Origin of the sequence: Actinopolymorpha sp. NPDC004070, from assembly GCF_040610475.1 — a bacterium.
Taxonomy (GTDB): domain Bacteria; phylum Actinomycetota; class Actinomycetes; order Propionibacteriales; family Actinopolymorphaceae; genus Actinopolymorpha.
The window spans coordinates 293,771-308,377 of sequence record NZ_JBEXMJ010000005.1 but is presented as its reverse complement, the minus strand read 5'-3'; the positions used below and the strand labels follow the sequence as shown (position 1 = coordinate 308,377).

15 protein-coding genes and 1 tRNA gene are annotated in these 14,607 nt (G+C 70.2%); 6 read left to right on the top strand and 10 right to left on the bottom strand.

What is annotated here, in order from left to right:
* Nucleotides 1-60: 60 nt before the first annotated feature.
* The 4 genes from cysS (at nucleotide 61) to ABZV93_RS12105 (ending at nucleotide 4,895) form a co-directional block, all read left to right on the top strand.
* Entirely contained in the window at nucleotides 61-1,503 is a 1,443-nt protein-coding gene (cysS, locus tag ABZV93_RS12120) for a cysteine--tRNA ligase (RefSeq protein ID WP_354933841.1), read from the top strand.
* 95 nt (nucleotides 1,504-1,598) lie between these two features.
* Nucleotides 1,599-2,591: a 23S rRNA (guanosine(2251)-2'-O)-methyltransferase RlmB gene (gene rlmB / locus ABZV93_RS12115; protein ID WP_354933839.1), complete on the top strand. Its 993-nt coding sequence runs from the start codon at nucleotides 1,599-1,601 to the stop codon at nucleotides 2,589-2,591.
* Nucleotides 2,588-3,640, top strand: coding sequence for a sialidase family protein (locus ABZV93_RS12110; protein WP_354933837.1), 1,053 nt, complete (start codon nucleotides 2,588-2,590; stop codon nucleotides 3,638-3,640). The genes rlmB and ABZV93_RS12110 overlap by 4 nt, the downstream gene beginning before the upstream one ends.
* Nucleotides 3,641-3,728: 88 nt before the next feature.
* Entirely contained in the window at nucleotides 3,729-4,895 is a 1,167-nt protein-coding gene (locus tag ABZV93_RS12105) for an acyl-CoA dehydrogenase family protein (RefSeq protein ID WP_354933835.1), read from the top strand.
* Nucleotides 4,896-5,162: 267 nt separating this feature from the next.
* Here ABZV93_RS12105 and ABZV93_RS12100 read toward each other — a convergent pair whose 3' ends face one another.
* Entirely contained in the window at nucleotides 5,163-6,449 is a 1,287-nt protein-coding gene (locus ABZV93_RS12100) for a DUF4032 domain-containing protein (protein WP_354933833.1), read from the bottom strand.
* Between the two features lie 141 nt (nucleotides 6,450-6,590).
* Nucleotides 6,591-7,679, bottom strand: coding sequence for a sn-glycerol-3-phosphate ABC transporter ATP-binding protein UgpC (ugpC, locus tag ABZV93_RS12095; RefSeq protein ID WP_354933831.1), 1,089 nt, complete (start codon nucleotides 7,677-7,679; stop codon nucleotides 6,591-6,593).
* A gap of 386 nt (nucleotides 7,680-8,065) precedes the next feature.
* Here ugpC and ABZV93_RS12090 point away from each other — a divergent pair, with 386 nt between their 5' ends.
* Nucleotides 8,066-9,100: a LacI family DNA-binding transcriptional regulator gene (locus ABZV93_RS12090; RefSeq protein ID WP_354933829.1), complete on the top strand. Its 1,035-nt coding sequence runs from the start codon at nucleotides 8,066-8,068 to the stop codon at nucleotides 9,098-9,100.
* Between the two features lie 93 nt (nucleotides 9,101-9,193).
* Nucleotides 9,194-9,266 (top strand) — tRNA-Thr (locus ABZV93_RS12085).
* A gap of 68 nt (nucleotides 9,267-9,334) precedes the next feature.
* Here ABZV93_RS12085 and ABZV93_RS12080 read toward each other — a convergent pair.
* The 8 genes from ABZV93_RS12080 to ABZV93_RS12045 all read right to left on the bottom strand — a co-directional run bounded on the left by ABZV93_RS12080 (nucleotide 9,335) and on the right by ABZV93_RS12045 (nucleotide 14,496).
* Nucleotides 9,335-10,426 carry a tyrosine-type recombinase/integrase gene (locus tag ABZV93_RS12080; RefSeq protein ID WP_354933827.1) on the bottom strand — a complete coding sequence of 364 codons (1,092 nt, stop codon included), beginning with the start codon at nucleotides 10,424-10,426 and terminating at the stop codon, nucleotides 9,335-9,337.
* 104 nt (nucleotides 10,427-10,530) lie between these two features.
* Nucleotides 10,531-10,713 carry a helix-turn-helix domain-containing protein gene (locus tag ABZV93_RS12075; RefSeq protein WP_354933825.1) on the bottom strand — a complete coding sequence of 61 codons (183 nt, stop codon included), beginning with the start codon at nucleotides 10,711-10,713 and terminating at the stop codon, nucleotides 10,531-10,533.
* 38 nt (nucleotides 10,714-10,751) lie between these two features.
* Nucleotides 10,752-12,485, bottom strand: coding sequence for a replication initiator (locus ABZV93_RS12070; protein WP_354933823.1), 1,734 nt, complete (start codon nucleotides 12,483-12,485; stop codon nucleotides 10,752-10,754).
* Nucleotides 12,482-12,718, bottom strand: coding sequence for a hypothetical protein (locus tag ABZV93_RS12065; RefSeq protein WP_354933821.1), 237 nt, complete (start codon nucleotides 12,716-12,718; stop codon nucleotides 12,482-12,484). The genes ABZV93_RS12070 and ABZV93_RS12065 overlap by 4 nt, the downstream gene beginning before the upstream one ends.
* Nucleotides 12,715-13,008: a hypothetical protein gene (locus ABZV93_RS12060; RefSeq protein WP_354933819.1), complete on the bottom strand. Its 294-nt coding sequence runs from the start codon at nucleotides 13,006-13,008 to the stop codon at nucleotides 12,715-12,717. The genes ABZV93_RS12065 and ABZV93_RS12060 overlap by 4 nt, the downstream gene beginning before the upstream one ends.
* Entirely contained in the window at nucleotides 13,005-13,469 is a 465-nt protein-coding gene (locus ABZV93_RS12055) for an RRQRL motif-containing zinc-binding protein (protein ID WP_354933817.1), read from the bottom strand. The genes ABZV93_RS12060 and ABZV93_RS12055 overlap by 4 nt, the downstream gene beginning before the upstream one ends.
* Entirely contained in the window at nucleotides 13,466-13,705 is a 240-nt protein-coding gene (locus tag ABZV93_RS12050) for a hypothetical protein (protein ID WP_354933815.1), read from the bottom strand. Before ABZV93_RS12050 ends, ABZV93_RS12055 begins: the two co-directional genes overlap by 4 nt.
* The gene (locus ABZV93_RS12045; protein WP_354933813.1) at nucleotides 13,702-14,496 is read right to left on the bottom strand and encodes a cell division protein FtsK; all 795 of its coding nucleotides are present in this window, start codon (nucleotides 14,494-14,496) and stop codon (nucleotides 13,702-13,704) included. Before ABZV93_RS12045 ends, ABZV93_RS12050 begins: the two co-directional genes overlap by 4 nt.
* Nucleotides 14,497-14,607: the final 111 nt, after the last annotated feature.

Below are 14,607 nucleotides of genomic sequence, written 5' to 3'. Positions count from 1 at the left end.
ATTTGACGGCCCGGATCGCCGGGAGGCGGGCCGCGGGCGGGTCCTCGGTACGCTGAGTCAATGAACTTGCGCCTGTACGACACGCGCGCGCGTGCGATCCGTGACTTCGAGCCGCTGCAGCCCGGCAAGGTCACGATGTACGTCTGTGGCGCCACCGTGCAGAGCCCGCCGCACATCGGGCACGTGCGGTTCGCCGTCAACTTCGACCTGCTCCGCCGCTGGCTGCTGCACCAGGGCAACGAGGTCGTCTACGTCCGCAACGTCACCGACGTCGAGGACAAGGTGATTGCGAAGTCCCAGGCGGAGCAGGTGCCCTGGTGGGAGCTGGCCTACCGCAACGAGCGGGCGTTCTCCGCGGCGTACGACCTGCTCGGCTGCCTCCCGGCGACGCTGGAGCCGCGGGCGACCGGGCACGTCCCGGAGATCGTCGCCCTGATCGCCCGGCTGATCGAGGCCGGCCACGCCTACCCCAGCGGTGGCGACGTGCTGTTCGACGTCCGGTCGTTCGCCGACTACGGTGCCCTGTCCGGCCAGCGGGTCGATGAGGTCCAGTCGGCCGGTGACACCGAGAACGCCGAGGCCAAGCGCGACCCACGCGACTTCGCGTTGTGGAAGCGGGCCAAGCCGGGTGAGCCTAGCTGGCACACGCCGTGGGGCCCGGGCCGGCCGGGCTGGCACATCGAGTGCTCGGCGATGTCGACGAAGTACCTCGGACCCGCGTTCGACATCCACGGCGGCGGGATCGACCTGGTGTTCCCGCACCACGAGAACGAACGCGCCCAGTCGCTGGCGGCCGGCGACCCGTTCGCGCGCTACTGGCTGCACAACGCCTGGGTCACCATGTCCGGGGAGAAGATGAGCAAGTCGCTCGGCAACTCCCTGCTCGTCCGGGAGGTCGTCCGCCGCGACGTCCGTCCGGTCGAGTTGCGGTACTACCTCGCCTCGCCGCACTACCGCTCGATGATCGAGTACTCCGAGGAGGCGATGCACGAGGCGGCCGCCGCCTACCAGCGGCTGGAGGGCTTCGTCGAGCGCGCGGTGGAGTTCGTCGGGGAGATCGGCGCCGCGCCGCTCGCCGAGGATGATGGCGCGGAGGGGTGGACGTCCACCCTGCCGGAGGCGTTCGTCGCGGCGATGGACGACGATCTGGGCGTCCCCCAGGCGCTCGCGGTCGTGCACGCGGCGGTCCGCGACGGCAACACCGCCCTGGCCGCCGACGACAAGGCGACCGTGCGGGCGCGACTCCTCGAGGTCAGGTCGATGCTGTCCGTGCTCGGCCTGGACCCGATGGACCCGCGCTGGCGACGTACGGCCGGCCAGGACGACTCCCTCCGCTCGGTGGCCGACACCCTGGTGCGAGCATTGCTGGTTCAGCGTGAGGAAGCGCGGGCCCGGCGGGACTGGGCGGCGGCCGACGCGGTGCGCGACCAGCTCAGGGAGGCCGGCGTGGAGGTCACCGACACCCCCCACGGCGCCCGGTGGGACGTCGCCGACCGGGGCTGACCTGGGGGTGGGGCTGACCCGGGCGCTGACCGAGGCCGACCCGGGCGACTCGGGCTGACCGGAGCTCTTACGACATCGAGTGGGTGGAGGCTGGCGTGGCCGGCAACAGCAAGCGCCGTGGTGCGATCCGGCAGCGGTCATCGGGCAACCCGACGGCGGGTTCGGGCGGCCGGGTCCGTCGCGGCCTGGAGGGCAAGGGCCCGACGCCGCGGGCGGTGGATCGGCCCTACCACAAGGCGCACAAGCGGATGCAGGCGCAGAAGCGGGCGGCTTCCACCGCGGACGCCCGGCGCGGTGGGTCCGGCCGGGCGGGTACGGGCGGCCGGGCCGGTGACAAGCCGGAGTGGATCGTCGGCCGCAACCCGGTCGTGGAGACCCTGCGCTCCGGCGTACCGGTGAAGACCGTCCAGATCGCCGAGCGGATCGACCGTGACGACCGGGTACGCGAGATCCTCCGGCTGGCCGCCGAGACCGGCGCCCCGCTGCTGGAGGTCACCCGGCTGGAGCTGGACCGGCTCACCAGCGGTGCGGTCCACCAGGGCGTGGCGGTGCAGGTGCCGCCGTATGAGTACGCCGACCCCGATCAGCTGCTCCAGGACGCCATCGACAGCGGTGAGCCGCCGCTGCTGGTGGCCCTGGACGGTGTCACCGACCCGCGCAACCTGGGCGCCGTGGTCCGCTCGGCGGCGGCGTTCGGCGCGCACGGTGTGGTGGTGCCCGAACGCCGGTCGGCCGCGATGACCGCGGCCGCGTGGAAGACCTCGGCCGGTGCGGCGGTGCGGGTTCCGGTGGCCCGGGCGGTCAACCTCAACCGCACGCTGAAGGCGTACCAGAAGGCCGGGCTGCGGATCGTCGGGCTGGCCGCGGAAGGCGAGGGCGACCTCGCCGAGGTCGCCGACCTGGACGGCCCGCTGGTCCTGGTCGCGGGTTCGGAGGGCAAGGGGCTGTCCCGGCTGGTGCGCGAGACCGCCGACGACCTGGCGCGGATCCCGATGCACTCGGGTACGGAGTCGCTGAACGCCGGGGTCGCCGCGGGCATCGCGTTGTACGAGGTGGCCCAGCAGCGCGCCCGGTCCGCCGCGGAATGACCGAGCCCGGGGCGCGGGTCGGCGCGCGGGTCGAGCGGGAGTTCGTGGTCCGCGGCGACCCGCGGTTCGCGGCCTGCCACGCGTCCACGGTGCTGGCCCTGCCGGACGGGCCGCTGGCGGCGTGGTTCGGCGGCAGCCGCGAGGGCGCGGACGACGTGGCGATCTGGCTGTCCCGGCGTACGCCCGACGGGTGGTCCCGCCCCGAACGCGTGGCCGGCGAGGACGGCCTGCCGCACTGGAACCCGGTGCTGTTCGCGCCGCCGGGCACTGACGTTGCCCCCGGGTCCGGCGAGGTGTGGCTGTTCTACAAGGTGGGGCGGCAGATTCCGGCGTGGCGCACCCGGGTGATCGTCTCCGGCGACGGCGGGTGTACCTGGTCAGAACCCCGGGAGCTGGTGCCGGGCGACGAGGGCGGGCGCGGCCCGGTGAAGAACAAGCCGATCGTGCTCGCCGACGGCGGCTGGCTCGCGCCGGCGTCGGTCGAACGCACCGACTCCTGGGACGCGTTCGCCGACCTGTCGTACGACGGTGGACGCAGCTGGCAGCGCGGCGAGTACGTGCCGGTGGACCACGCGACGTTTCCCGGCAAGGGGATCATCCAGCCCACCGTCTGGGAGTCCGCGCCCGGTCAGGTGCACATGCTGGTGCGCAGCAGCAGCGGCTGGGTGTGCCGCAGCGACTCCGCCGACGGCGGCCGGACCTGGAGCCCGGCGGCGCCGACCACCCTGCCGAACAACAACAGCGGGATCGACCTCGCGCCGCTCCCGGACGGCCGGCTGGTGTGCGTGCACAACCCGGCCGGCAGGTCGTGGGGAGCGCGGACGCCGCTCACTGCGGCGATTTCCGCCGACAACGGCCACACCTGGCGGCACTGGGCGACGCTGGAGGACGCCGGGGCAACGGGCGATCCGGGGGAGCCCGGGCCGAACGTGGAGGATCACGAGTTCTCCTACCCGGCCGCGGTCACCGACGGTGCCGGAATCACGGTGACCTACACCTGGCGGCGCCGCGGGATCAGGTCCGCCCGTCTCACTCCGCAAGACGCGTGACAGAGTACGCCCTGAGGCCGTACCAGTAGGAGACCAGCGAGAGTCCGGCCGTACGGACGCCTTCCCCAACGTCGAGGAGGACCCCGCCATGCCGGTCGAACGCCTGCTCCCCACGCCGGAGGCCCACGACCTCCTCGAGCTGACCCGGGAGATCGCCGCGGAGCAGCTCGCGCCGCGGGCCGCGGAGGCGGAGGAGACGAGCAGCTTCCCGCGGGACACGTTCCGGCTGCTCGGGCAGGCTGGTCTGCTGTCGCTGCCCTACGCCGAGGAGTACGGCGGAGGCGGCCAGCCGTCCGAGGTCTACCTGCAGGTGCTGGAAGAACTGGCGTACGCCTGGCTGAGTGTCGGTGTCGGCGCCTCGGTGCAGTCGCTGACCTGCTACCCGCTGGCGACCTTCGGCACCGAGGCCCAGCGCGAGCGGTGGCTGCCGAGCCTGCTGTCCGGTGACCTGCTCGGGGCGTACTGCCTGTCGGAGCCGCAGGCGGGTTCGGACGTCGCCGGGATGACCACCCGGGCCGTGCGTGACGGCGACGGCGCCGAGGAGGATGCCGCCGGCTCGTACGTCGTGAACGGCACGAAGGCCTGGATCACCCACGGCGGCGAGGCCGACTTCTACACGTTGTTCGCCCGTACCTCACCCGACCGCACCCGCGGGATCAGTTGTTTCCTGGTGGATGCGGCCACGCCCGGGTTGTCGTTCGCCGCGCCCGAGCACAAGATGGGGATGACGGCGTCCACGACCCGCCAGGTGCACTGGGACGCCGTACGTGTCGACGTCGACCGGCTGATCGGCGCGGAGGGCGAGGGCCTGCGAATCGCCTTGTCCGCCTTGGATTCCGGTCGGCTCGGGATCGCGGCGTGCGCGGTCGGGCTGGCGCAGGCGGCGCTTGACACCGCGGTGGCGTACGCGAAGGAGCGCTCGCAGTTCGGCCAGCCGGTCATCGGTTTCCAGGGGCTGTCGTTCCTGCTGGCCGACATGGCCGCCGGTGTGCAGAGCGCCCGGGCGACCTACCTGGACGCGGCCCGGCGGCGCGACCGCGGCATGGCGTACTCCACCGAGGCGGCCGTGGCGAAGCTCACCGCCACCGACACGGCGATGAGGGTGACGACGGACGCGGTGCAGGTGCTCGGTGGGTACGGCTACACCCGAGACTTCCCGGCGGAGCGGTACATGCGGGAGGCGAAGGTGCTGCAGATCTTCGAGGGCACCAACCAGATCCAGCGGCTCGTCATCGGCCGGGCACTGTCGGCGTAGCGAAAGTCCGCGTCGGGCGTTCCTACCGCGCAAGCGCCGGTTGGCAGCCGTACTCGGGGACGCCGAACCCGCACACCGACCACATCCACATCAGCTTCAGTTGGCAGGGCGCGCTGCGGCAGACCAGTTGGTGGCGGCAGGGCGGTCCGATGGCCCCGGGCGGAGCGGGGACGCAGCTTCCCCCGGCGGCCGGAGTGCGAACGACTGCAGCCGTTGGCCAACTGTCAACGCCCGCTTGACGTCGGTGTGCCGGCGCGCCGGCCCCGCTCAGGGCTCGACGTCGCGCACCGGCTCCATGTCGGTGAGGGTGTCGTCGGGTACGGCTTCCATGTCGGTCAGGGTGTCGTCGCCGCGCGGCAGCGCCTCGCGTTCGTCCGGGCGGGTCCGCAGAACCGTGTCCACGTAGGAGCGGGCCGACTCCAGCAGCGGCAGCTCCCGGTGGGCGCTCTCGGAGCGGTACCACCGGTGTTCGAGCACCTCGTGGAACACCTCGGCGGGTTCCAGCTTGCCGCGCAGCTCCGATGGCACCGCCTGTACGACGGGCTCGAACACCTCGGTGAGCCACTGGTGCGCGACGATCTCCTCGTCCTCGTACTGCTGCTCGGTCGCGGCCCGGAACGCGTCCAGGTCGTTGAGCAGCCGGCGCGCCTGGTTCTCCTCCACGTCCAGGCCGGTGAGCCGCAGCAGCCGGCGGGAGTGGTGCCCGGCGTCGACGACCTTCGGCTGGATGCGGATGTGCCGGCCGTCGAAGTCGGTGTGGATGTCGAGTTCGGCGACGTCGAAGCCGAGGTCGTTCAGCCGCTGGATGCGCTGCTCCAGGCGGTACATCTCGCCGGTGTCGAACTCCTCCGGCTCGGTCAGCTCCGCCCAGAGCCGCTGGTAGCGCTCGACCACGGTGTCGGCGAGCTCGAGGAGCTCGAGGTCCTCCGACAGGTAGCCGCCGGCCTGCAGGTCCATCAGCTCACCGAAGATGTTGGTGTGCGCGAGGTCCAGGTCGTAGGAGCGCTGGCCGGGGGACAGCTCGTCGTGCAGGTCGCCGGTCTCGGCATCGACGAGGTAGGCCGCGAACGCGCCCGCGTCCCGCCGGAACAACGTGTTGGACAGCGAGCAGTCGCCCCAGAAGAAGCCGGCCAGGTGCAGCCGGACGAGCAGCGCGGCAAGCGCGTCGACCAGGCGTACGACCGTGTCCGGGCGGAGCGTACGGGAGAAGACCGCGCGGTAGGGCAGGGAGAACGACAGGTGCCGGGTGATCAGGATCGGGTCGATCGGCTCGCCCTGGGCATCGACCCGGTCCAGGACGATGCCGACGGAGTCCACGGAGGGGACGTCGAGGCGTTCGAGGTCGCGGAGCAGGCGGTTCTCCCGTACGACGAACCGCTCGGCGGCCTCCTTCAGCGCGTACACCTGACCGCGGTTGCGGATGAACCGCACCACGTGGCGGGAGATACCGCGGGGGAGGGCGACCAGGTGGTGCTGCGGCCACTCCGCGAGCGGGGTGTTCCACGGGAGGGCGAGCAGGCCGGGGTCTGCGGCCATGGAGGCGAACCGAGGCATGGGGACCAGTTAATCCGCTAGGAGGTCCGGGAGACAAAACGACGGGGGCCCGCCGGGTGAAACCGGCGGACCCCCGTGGCCGACCGTGGTCGACCGGTGTCGTTGTCGGTGCGGCGGTGGCCCGCACCGGGTGGCGGCTGCTCAGTCGGTGAGGCGGTCGCCGGTGGAGGCGGAGAAGACGTGGATCCGCTCGGTGTCGGCGGCGAGCTTCACCTTGGCGCCCTTCTCCGGCGGGCGGCGGGCGTCGATGCGAGCGATGATCTCCTTCTGCTCGTCACCGTTGCCGACCAGGCCGTAGAGGTAGGCGTCCGCGCCGAGCTCCTCGACCACGGCCACCTCGACCGGCAGGCCGTTCTCCTCGTTGGAGACGATGCGGAAAGCCTCCGGACGGATGCCGACGGTCGCCGCGGCGTCCTGGCCGAGCTTGCTGCGCACGGCCGGCAGGAGCGGGATGACGTAGCCGCCGACGTCGACGCCGGACTCGGTGACCTTGCCGTCGAGCAGGTTCATCGCCGGAGAGCCGATGAAGCCCGCCACGAAGACGTTGTTCGGCTTGTCGTAGAGGTTCAGCGGGGTGTCGTTCTGCTGCAGGAGGCCGTCCTTGAGGACCGCCACCCGGTCGCCCATCGTCATCGCCTCGGTCTGGTCGTGGGTGACGTAGACCGTGGTGATGCCGAGGCGGCGCTGCAGCGCCGCGATCTGGGTACGGGTCGACACACGCAGCTTGGCGTCCAGGTTGGACAGCGGCTCGTCCATGAGGAAGACCTTCGGCTCCCGGACGATCGCGCGGCCCATCGCGACGCGCTGACGCTGACCACCGGACAGCGCCTTCGGCTTGCGGTCGAGGAACTCCTCCAGGCCCAGCAGCTGCGCGGCCTCGCGGACCTTCTGCAGACGCTGCTCCTTGGACACGCCCTGCATCTTCAGCGCGAAGCCCATGTTCTCCGCGACCGACATGTGTGGGTAGAGCGCGTAGTTCTGGAACACCATCGCGATGTCGCGGTCCTTCGGCGGGAGGTGGGTGACGTCCCGGTCGCCGATGCGGACCGCACCGTCGTTGATCTCCTCCAGCCCCGCGAGCATGCGCAGGGAGGTGGACTTCCCGCATCCGGAGGGGCCGACGAGGACCATGAACTCGCCGTCGGCGATGTCGAGGTCGAGCTTGTCCACCGCGGGCTTGTCGGAGCCGGGGTAGATCCTGGACGCGCTGTCGTACGTGACGGTAGCCATGAAGAAGCTCCATCCCTTCACCGGCAGGAACGTGCCGGACGATCCGAGCAAAGGGTTGCTGGCGTGCCTTTTGTGCGACGCCACGGGCAGGGTCATGGTGACACGGCGCTCACCTGGATGTCACCAGGTGGCGAGCGGTCAGCCCGAAACCGGCCGCTGGCTGCCGTTCCCGGTGTGTGATCGTCAGTACGTTGGGTGAGATCACAAGTGCGACGCGTCGAAAACTTGCGGCTTCTTCCACGGGTTTTCTGCAAGAACGGTCCGATCCGTGCATGCTGATGCTGGCCGGACGGCGTGGGTCGCCGTCTCGCTGCTCGGCGGGAGATCCCCGTCCCGGCCAGACCTGCCGGCGGGTGACCCTCGCCGGACCGACAGACGGAGGGACCATGCACGGAGGGCCTGGCAAGCGGGCGCGTCTGGTCGACCTTGCTGCCCAGGCGGGGGTGAGCGAGGCGACCGTGTCGAGAGTCCTCAACGGCCGGCCCGGGGTGAGCCCGGAGACCACGCGGGCCGTGCTCACCGCGCTGGACGTGCTGGGGTACGAGCGACCTGCCCGGCTGCGGCAGCGCAGCGCGGGTCTGATCGGTCTCGTCGTACCAGAACTGGACAATCCGATCTTTCCGGCGTTCGCCCAGGTGATCGAGACGACCTGCGGCCACCACGGCTACACCCCGGTGCTGTGCACCCAGACGCCCGGCGGGGTCGGCGAGGACGAGTACGTCGAGATGCTCCTCGACCGTGGCGTGTCCGGGATCATCTTCGTCTCCGGCCTGCACTCCGACCTGTCCAGCGACCCCGGGCGCTACCAGAAGCTGACCGGGCGCGGGCTGCCCGTGGTGTTCGTCAACGGGTACGTCGAACAGGTCGACGCGCCGTTCGTGTCCACCGACGACGCGGTGGCGACCGAACTCGCCGTGCAGCACCTCGCCAGCCTCGGACACCGGCGGATGGGGTTCGCGTGCGGGCCGGACCGGTATGTGCCGGTGCAGCGGAAGCTGGCGGCGTTCAGCGCGTCAGTGGGTTCTCCTCCTTCGAAGGCGTCCGGGGTCGTCGGGCTGGTGGAGCAGTCGCTGTTCTCCGTCGAGGGCGGCCACGCCGCTGCCACCCGGCTACTGGCCGAGGGGGTCACCGGGATCGTGTGCGGCTCGGACCTGATGGCGCTCGGCGCGATCCGGGCGGTCCGCCAGCGCGGGCTGGAGGTGCCCCGGGACGTGTCCGTGGTCGGGTTCGACGACTCCCCGCTGATCGCGTTCACCGACCCGCCGCTGACCACCGTGCGCCAACCCGTCCACGCGATGGGGCTGGCGGCCGTGCGCGCGTTGATCGACGAGATCCACGGGCACGGCGCGCCGCACTCGGAGTACCTCTTCCGGCCCGAGCTGGTGGTGCGCGGGTCGACCGGGGCCGCGCGGCCTCGCTGAGGTCTGTGGTGTGTGTGTCTTCGTGCTCGGGTCGGCGTCGGCCGGGCCGCAGGTGGGGCTGGTGGCCCGCGCGGCTAGGCTTGGCGGCGCCCGGCCAGCGTGGCGCAACTGGTAGCGCACCCGACTTGTAATCGGGCGGTTAGGGGTTCAAGTCCCCTCGCTGGCTCAAAACCGCAGGTCAGAACGGGTGCAGCGTAGGCGCCCTTCATCGCACTCCCACTTTACTCCCAGAATTCAGCTTGGCCGGTCGTCTTGAACAAGCCGCTCGAGCACGTCCTTGGCGCCGGTTCGGACTAGACCACGACCCATGTAGCGGTCCTGAGTCATCGACACTCGCTTGTGGCCGAGCTGGTCCGCGGCCGCCCGGGCGGACAGCCCTGCCGCATCCATGAGACTGCCGACAGTCTTCCGGAACACGTGCGAGCTCACCCAGTCGTAGCCGGCCGCGTCGAACACTGCCCGGAGGTCTGACTGGGTGTTCGACGGATCCCGCAGACCACCCATCGGGGCAGTGAAGACGGGCTCCACCTCGCGGATCGTGATCTCGCCATCCTGGAGGACCTTGGCCTTGGTCACCCAGCTGTCGCGGCGCTCGCGGCGTGCCCTCAGCATGTCCACGGCCCACGACGGCAGCTCCAGGGTCCGTTCGCTCCCGCGCCGCTTCGGCCGCAGTTTCAGGATCAATCCCTGGCCCTTCAGCCGAATGACGGTGCCGCGCAGTCTGACCGTGCCGACGCCGAAGTCGAGGGCATCCCAGGTGATCGCGGACGTCTCGCCGATGCGGAAGCCGGTGGCCAACATCATGTCGGTGAAGTCAGGCAGGTCCCAGGCGACAGCCTTCTCACTAGCCACGATCTTCGCTCGCAGATCACGGGCCTCGTCAACGGTCAGTGACCGGGCAGCCTTCTCGTCGGACTCGATACGGGCGATGTCGCGGGCTGGGTTGGCCACCATTGCATCGTGTCTAACGGCCAGTCCGAACATGCCGGACAGGATCGACCTGGCCATCCGTGCTGTAGCTGCGCCGTGCTTCGCGCGGATGACCTTCACTGTCTGGTCGACCCTCGACACGCTGACCTCCTGGAGCCGGAGGCCACCCATCGCAGGGAGGATCCGGTTGTCCAGGCTGTAGCGGTACTGCTCCATCGTCGTGGGAGACCTGTCCAGGTCGCGCACCTCGGCGAACCAGAGTTCGGCAAGTTCACCAATCTTCGACTCGCCAGTCAGGGTCGCGTCATCGAACGGCCGCACGCGATCCCGTACTGCCTCAGCTAGCCGGACCTTGGCCTTCGCCTTCGTTGACGCCCGACGCTCGATGTCGCGCACCTGCCCGTCGTAGTCGCGGACCTGGCATCTGGCACGCCATCCGTTCGACGTCGCGTAGACACGTACCTGCCCCGCCGTACCCACCGGCAGCCGAGGACGAGCCATCACGCCACAGCCTTCTGCTCCTCGACCCAGGCGTAAACGTCGGCCGGGTCATAGCGCAGGTGCTTGCCGATCCGTGCGGCCTTCGGGCCGGTGCCGAGGTAGCGCCACCGGTACAGCGTGTCGACCGGCACACCCAGGTACTCCGACACCTGGCTCGGTGTCCACAGTCGCTCGTGACTCATGATTGCTTCCCTTCCCTGCAATGCAGTCCGATGTGGCGTCAACCTGATGTTGCGATCTCCAGTCGTCCGGTCTGGCGTCGTTCGCGGGCCATGGCGGCGGCGGTGTTGGCGAGCATGGCGTCGCCGGTGGTGTGCCAGCCCGAGCCGGCGTAGACAAGTTCGCCGATGACCTCCAGGACCTCGTTCTCCTCGAGGTGGTCGGCTGTCTCGTGGTGGGCTCGGCGGTAGTCGATGCGGGCTTGGCGGAGGCGTTTGAAGGTGGTGGAGTAGCGGCGGGATTTGGAGAAGAAGTGGCCTCCGTAGCCGAGCATGTGCGCCCACCTGCGCAGGGTGTAGTACCAGCTGTTGCGCCACTCGTCCGCGGGTTGTCGGCCTTTCTGGCTGAGGCGCCAGCAGGCTTCGATGATGCGTCCGGGGTGGGTGTCGTTGGCGTAGAAGTCGACCGTCTCGTCGGTGATTTTGCGGGAGGTGTGTCCGGTCGCTTCGGTGGCTTTGGTGGCGTACTTGGCCAGGTAGCCCGCGACGGCCGGGCCGGACAGCAGCCGCCGGCGCCCGTGCTTGTCGGTCTGCTCAGCGGCGTTGTCGAGCTCATCGACGACCCGTTCGCCGGTCAGCTGGTCCTCCCCGCGCAGGCGGACAGGGCGGACGTCGACCTGTTCACCCCACGCAAGGGGCCATCCCTGGGGCTTGTCGACGAGCAGGCGTCCGCGGCGGCCGTGGACGACCAGGGGCGGGGTGCGCCAGGTCGTGTCGGCAACAGCGTGTTCGAGCATCCACTTCAGGAGGAACACCGTCGCCCACTCCGGTGGTGCTACCACCTGGTCTGGGTCGAGGGGGTGGATGCCGTCGAAGCGGGCGAGGATGTGGAAGTGGACCAGGCCGCGGCGCTGGAACTCCGCGACCTTCCCGAAAGAGATCCGCACCGGCACCTTCGAGGTGACCTTGCCCGTGTGCGGGTTCACGACCCGTTCGGTCAGGCCGTGGCGGCGGGCCCACTTGCCGAGTTCGCGGTTGGCTTTCATGGTGGTGCGTCGCCACAGTTCGCCGACCAGGCCGTTCCAGACGGCGTGGTGGTCGTAGTCGTAGCAGTCCGGGCACAGTGGCCGGCCGAGCCGCTCGTCACCCTCGGAGTGCCTGATCATGCAGCGCATGTCGATCCCGTGCGGGCAGATGTCGGGGGTTCTGCGGGCCCGGCAGGGTGCGGGCTGTCCCTTCTTGTTGGTGCGGGTGGTGTGGACGATCCCGAAGCCGGGGGCGGTGACGGTGGCGAACACGGCCGGATGCCCGGACACAGTCTCGGGAACGCCTTTGCCGCCGCGCATCCCGGCGAGGACGAGCTGGTAGGCGTCGGCCCGGTAGATCTCCGAACATGACGGGCACACCGAAGCTCTGCGGTTCCCGCAGGCCTTGTAGATCACCCCGTCCGGGATGTCAGCCGTCGAACGCTCCGGCCCGTCCGAGACGACCTCGCCGGTGGTGGTGTTGACGGTCGCGGTTCGGAACTTCCCGGCCAGCCGGATCGGGTTGGTGCAGCCTGCGGCGGAGTGGATGTGAGACAGCCACCGGCCGTAGTCATCTCGGGTGGCCCGGCGCATCGCCGAATGCCTGGCGAAGCGGTCCTGGTCGTCGACGAGCTCGGCCTGCCCCGCGAGCCACTGGTCATAGTCGGCCAGCCGCGGCATGGCCGGGTTCTTGGTGGTGTTCTCGGCAGCGGCCACCGCCCCCGGCACCGGAGTGGTACCGGGGGTGATGGTCGTCGTCGAGTCGGTCACCCGCGCCGTCCAGCGCTGTTCCGCCTGTCGGCGAGCTGGGTGATTTTCCGGTCTTCGGGTCGAGTCCCCTCCCTGGCGGCGCAGGCCGGGCAGAGGGCGTTGTCGCCGTCGACGGCCCAGCCGAAGTCGGCGAGGTCTTCGCGGTCGCAGGGCAGTTCGTTGTGGCTGGTTTCGAACTCGGCGTCGCAGGAGTCACACGCCGCGCCCCACACCTGGTACGAACGCACGCTCATGGCCTGCCATCTCCTCTCTTCGTCGTGGTGTGGGTGGGGTCTGTGTCGTTGGCGAACTCCTCCAGAGCGGCAAGGACCTCCAGGGCCTTGTCGACCTCGGCCGCCATGAGCTCGGGCGTGGGTGCGGCCTTGGCGGAGGTGAGGATGAAGTGCACGGCGCCGAGGGTGTAGGCGTTACTGCCGTGGATGTCGCGGCGGTAGCCGCGCTGGATCAGCCGGGCCTTGACCCGCTGCGCGTAGGACAGTTCTCGACCGCCGTCGGTGGCCGCGCTGTTGTCGCCGGTGTTCATGCCGCTGCCCTCCTGCCCGTGACGGCCTGGTGGGCCTGGTGGCAGTCGACGCAGCAGCCCAGCGACGTCGGGATCGTGTAGCCGGCGTCGACCCCGCAGTCGGGACAGACCCGCCGTGCGGCCAGTGCCTTCTCGATCGCGTGCAGCTGCGCCAGCGACGGGATGCGCTTCGGCTTCGCGTGCTCGATTCGGTAGAGGTAGGCGACGGCGGGTTTGCCGCGCCGTATCCACAGGATCTGCGCCGCGATCGGCTGGCCGCCCGGACGGAGCTCGAGCGCGAGCAGCTGCCGCCTCGTCGCGAGCCCGTCAGGTGCCATTCGCCACGGATAGGTGGGGGTGCCGCCGTGGCTGGCACCGGTCGGGTCGTAGAAGCGGGAGTCGAGGCGTCGACGTCGACGAGCACCAGGACGTCGACGAGCCCGCCGGCGCCCGGAGTTGCGGGGACCGTTGTAGGAGGTCATGGCCGCTCCTCCTCGGCCCGGCGGTAGTCGTAGCCGTGGCGGACCATCCATTCGCCGACCTTCCGGTCGGTGCGATGAACCGCCTGCATCTGCTCGGGCGACGGGATGCCGTCGTCGACGAAGGCGTAGGCCATGTCCCACTTCGCCTGCGCGTGTGCGTCGATCAGCCGCTGAAGCTCGGCCAGTTGCTCGTGAGGGACCTGGGTGGGCGCTGCGGCTTCGGACTGGCGCGTCATGCCACACCCCCGAATTGGCCGCCGCGGATGGACAGGGAGCGTGCGACGAGGGTGTCGATCTCGTCATCGGTCAGGTAGACGGAGCGGAACCGGAACGGCCGGCCTTCTTCGGCGAGGCAGTAGCCGACGCCGGGCCGGTTGGGTGGGATCTTGGAGGCGTCGAAGCCTTGGGCGGCCCAGTCGGTGCCCAGGATGATGTCGCTCGATGCTTCGGTGGCGCAGCGGAACGCGACCCGGTAGGAGAACACGTCCCGCACCCGGGTGGGCACGATGTCCGCCGAAGGCCTCTGGGTGGCGGCGACGACGACGATCCCGGCGGCGGGGCCTCGTTGTACGAGGTCCATCAGCAGGGACAGGAACCGCTCCTGGGATTCCTTGGTGCCGTAGACGGAGGTGAAGACCGAGAGTTCGTCGATCCAGACGGTGATCAGGTCCATGCCGTCGCCCTTGACGACCTTCCTGCGCCGCCGTTCGGTCAGCCACTCATACCGGCGGTCCATCTCGGCCTGGAGGACGGACAGGACGTGGTTGGCGAGGTGGGCGTCGGGGCCGACGAAGAAGTCGGCGATCTCCTTCCACAGGATCAGTTCGACGATCTTGCCGTCGATGAGGATGATGCGGGCGTCGGTGCACTGGGACATGTGGCCGACCCCGTTGGACATGAACCCGGACTTCCCCGACCTCGACAGCCCCCCGGCGAGGAGGCTGCGGGAGGCGAGTTCGACGCGCAGGGGGCGGCCGTACTCGTCGATGCCGAAGTGCACCTTGTCGTAGGCCGACAGCCCCGACACCGACGCGCCACCGCGGCGGAGTCGACGACGCAGCAGCCGCCGCGACGGCGACGACGCAAGCTCGTCGGCGGGCGGGTAGGTGGGGAGAACCTGGGTTGGTTCGTTGTGGGC

Bases quoted from the DNA above. Each gene is read 5' to 3' on its own strand.
- ABZV93_RS12075 (WP_354933825.1), bottom strand. From the start codon at position 10,713: ATGAGTCACGAGCGACTGTGGACACCGAGCCAGGTGTCGGAGTACCTG.
- cysS (WP_354933841.1), top strand. From the start codon at position 61: ATGAACTTGCGCCTGTACGACACGCGCGCGCGTGCGATCCGTGACTTC.
- ABZV93_RS12060 (WP_354933819.1), bottom strand. From the start codon at position 13,008: ATGAACACCGGCGACAACAGCGCGGCCACCGACGGCGGTCGAGAACTG.
- ugpC (WP_354933831.1), bottom strand. From the start codon at position 7,679: ATGGCTACCGTCACGTACGACAGCGCGTCCAGGATCTACCCCGGCTCC.
- ABZV93_RS12050 (WP_354933815.1), bottom strand. From the start codon at position 13,705: ATGACGCGCCAGTCCGAAGCCGCAGCGCCCACCCAGGTCCCTCACGAG.
- ABZV93_RS12105 (WP_354933835.1), top strand. From the start codon at position 3,729: ATGCCGGTCGAACGCCTGCTCCCCACGCCGGAGGCCCACGACCTCCTC.
- ABZV93_RS12090 (WP_354933829.1), top strand. From the start codon at position 8,066: ATGCACGGAGGGCCTGGCAAGCGGGCGCGTCTGGTCGACCTTGCTGCC.
- ABZV93_RS12110 (WP_354933837.1), top strand. From the start codon at position 2,588: ATGACCGAGCCCGGGGCGCGGGTCGGCGCGCGGGTCGAGCGGGAGTTC.
- ABZV93_RS12055 (WP_354933817.1), bottom strand. From the start codon at position 13,469: ATGACCTCCTACAACGGTCCCCGCAACTCCGGGCGCCGGCGGGCTCGT.
- ABZV93_RS12100 (WP_354933833.1), bottom strand. From the start codon at position 6,449: ATGCCTCGGTTCGCCTCCATGGCCGCAGACCCCGGCCTGCTCGCCCTC.
- ABZV93_RS12065 (WP_354933821.1), bottom strand. From the start codon at position 12,718: ATGAGCGTGCGTTCGTACCAGGTGTGGGGCGCGGCGTGTGACTCCTGC.